At 37.4% G+C, this 1,674-nt stretch carries 2 protein-coding genes; one reads left to right on the top strand and one right to left on the bottom strand.

Annotated elements, in window-relative coordinates:
- Positions 1 to 163 precede the first annotated feature (163 nt).
- Positions 164 to 847 (bottom strand): GTP pyrophosphokinase, encoded by a 684-nt coding sequence (locus tag FHL06_RS12730; protein ID WP_153386955.1) that lies wholly within the window; start codon positions 845 to 847, stop codon positions 164 to 166.
- Positions 848 to 1,266: 419 nt separating this feature from the next.
- Here FHL06_RS12730 and FHL06_RS12725 point away from each other — a divergent pair.
- Positions 1,267 to 1,674, top strand: a 408-nt coding sequence (locus tag FHL06_RS12725) for a homocysteine S-methyltransferase family protein (protein ID WP_192917994.1), incomplete at its 3' end; no start/stop codon positions are given.

Genomic DNA, 1,674 nt, shown 5'->3' with positions numbered 1-1,674 from the left:
CAAAAAAAAAAACTAGTATGAAAAACTTATAAACGTGCGACAAAACATATCTTTTTTCGTTTAAATCAAACAAGACCCGCAATCCAAAATCGGATTACGGGCCTTGTTTTACTTAATGCTAGAAAGCTGACTATATTTTGTCCCGCTCTCTACTCTTTTTGTATTAAATCAATTCTTTATGAATTCCTTGCATACCACGTTCAATTTGTTCCAATTCTTCCGCATAACCCTTCAAACGGTCACCATATTTACTGACTAGTTCAGGATTTGCATCCGTCTTATAACGTAATTTATGTTCTAAACTAGCCCACATATCCATACCGACGGTTCTAATTTGAATTTCAACAGGTACATCAATCGGACCAGTGGCTTGAAAGACCGGAACCTTAACGACAATATGCAAACTACGATAGCCACTATCTTTAGGATTCTTAATGTAATCCTTGCGTTTTAATAGTGTCACATCAGTTTGATCAACTAACAATTTTTCAACATTGTAAATATCATCAATGTAATTCGTAATCACTCGAATACCAGCTATATCGTATATATTATCTTCAATAGCCTTTGTCGTAAGATCATAGCCCTTGCGTTCAGCCTTTTGTAACAAGCTTTGCATTTCTTTCATCCGTGATTCCATATGATGAATCGGATTATAATCATAATTAACTTGAAATTCAGAATCCAAATTTTCTAGTTTGGTACTAATTTCTTTTTGACCAGCTTGATAAAGTTGATACATCTTAATTAATTCAGATAATTCATCCATGTCGGGGCGATTAACGATACCATCTAATTCCGACTGCATTTTTTTCAAATTAATAACGCTGGGTCTTTCTAATATCATATATTCATCCTTTGACTTATTGTTGTTTTCAAATCAATTCAAGGTTCATTAATTATACGCGAGGTGCTAATTAAATATGCCACCTCCAAGAGCAAGAAATTTAGGTCGCTATGGGGACCGACAAAAGCCAAGGTCTTTTGTCTCGATTTTGAACCTCGCAAAAGTCGCGAGTTTCAAAAGTCGTCCCGTGGTGTAAGCACTAAAGTGCTAACGCCACCTGCACAGCGACCTAATTTCTTGCCCTTTCCGGCTAGTTCAATGGTCGATTTTATAACCAAAGTTGAGAAGGTAGCCAATAAAAAAATTGACTAGCTTCATACGGATGAATAGAGTCTAGTACTTCCATGGAAATAAGTTTAAAAAAATAATTTGTGTGATAGACTACATCATAATAGATATCAAGTTTTGGGGGTTGGCAGATGGGTGATTTAATTGCGGCAGATTTGAAGAATCGTAAGGGCTTAGTTATTGATGGAGCTATGGCAACGGAATTAGAAAAACGCGGCGTTGATACTGGGAGTGATCTTTGGTCAGCTGCGGCTTTAATTGAACATCCGCAAGCAATTGTGGACGTTCATAAGCATTATTTTGAAAACGGAGCTGATGTTGCTACAACGAATACTTATCAAGCTAATGTTTCTAAATTCATGGAATTGGGACGGACTAGGGCTGAAAGTGAGTCTTTGATTGTTAAGGCTGTTCATTTGGCCCAAATAGCTCGAGATGAATATTTCGATAGCCTGACTGATGAACAAAGAAAGCATCGTGCACCACGACCTCTAATTGCCGGAAGCGTGGGTCCTTATGGAGCATACTTGGCTGATGGC

Origin of the sequence: Companilactobacillus halodurans (assembly GCF_009600985.1) — a bacterium.
GTDB classification, from domain to species: Bacteria; Bacillota; Bacilli; order Lactobacillales; family Lactobacillaceae; genus Companilactobacillus; species Companilactobacillus halodurans.
Note: the sequence above shows the minus strand (reverse complement) of the source record. Positions and strands in the feature narration are given on the sequence as shown.

Bases quoted from the DNA above. Each gene is read 5' to 3' on its own strand.
- FHL06_RS12730 (WP_153386955.1), bottom strand. From the start codon at position 847: ATGATATTAGAAAGACCCAGCGTTATTAATTTGAAAAAAATGCAGTCG.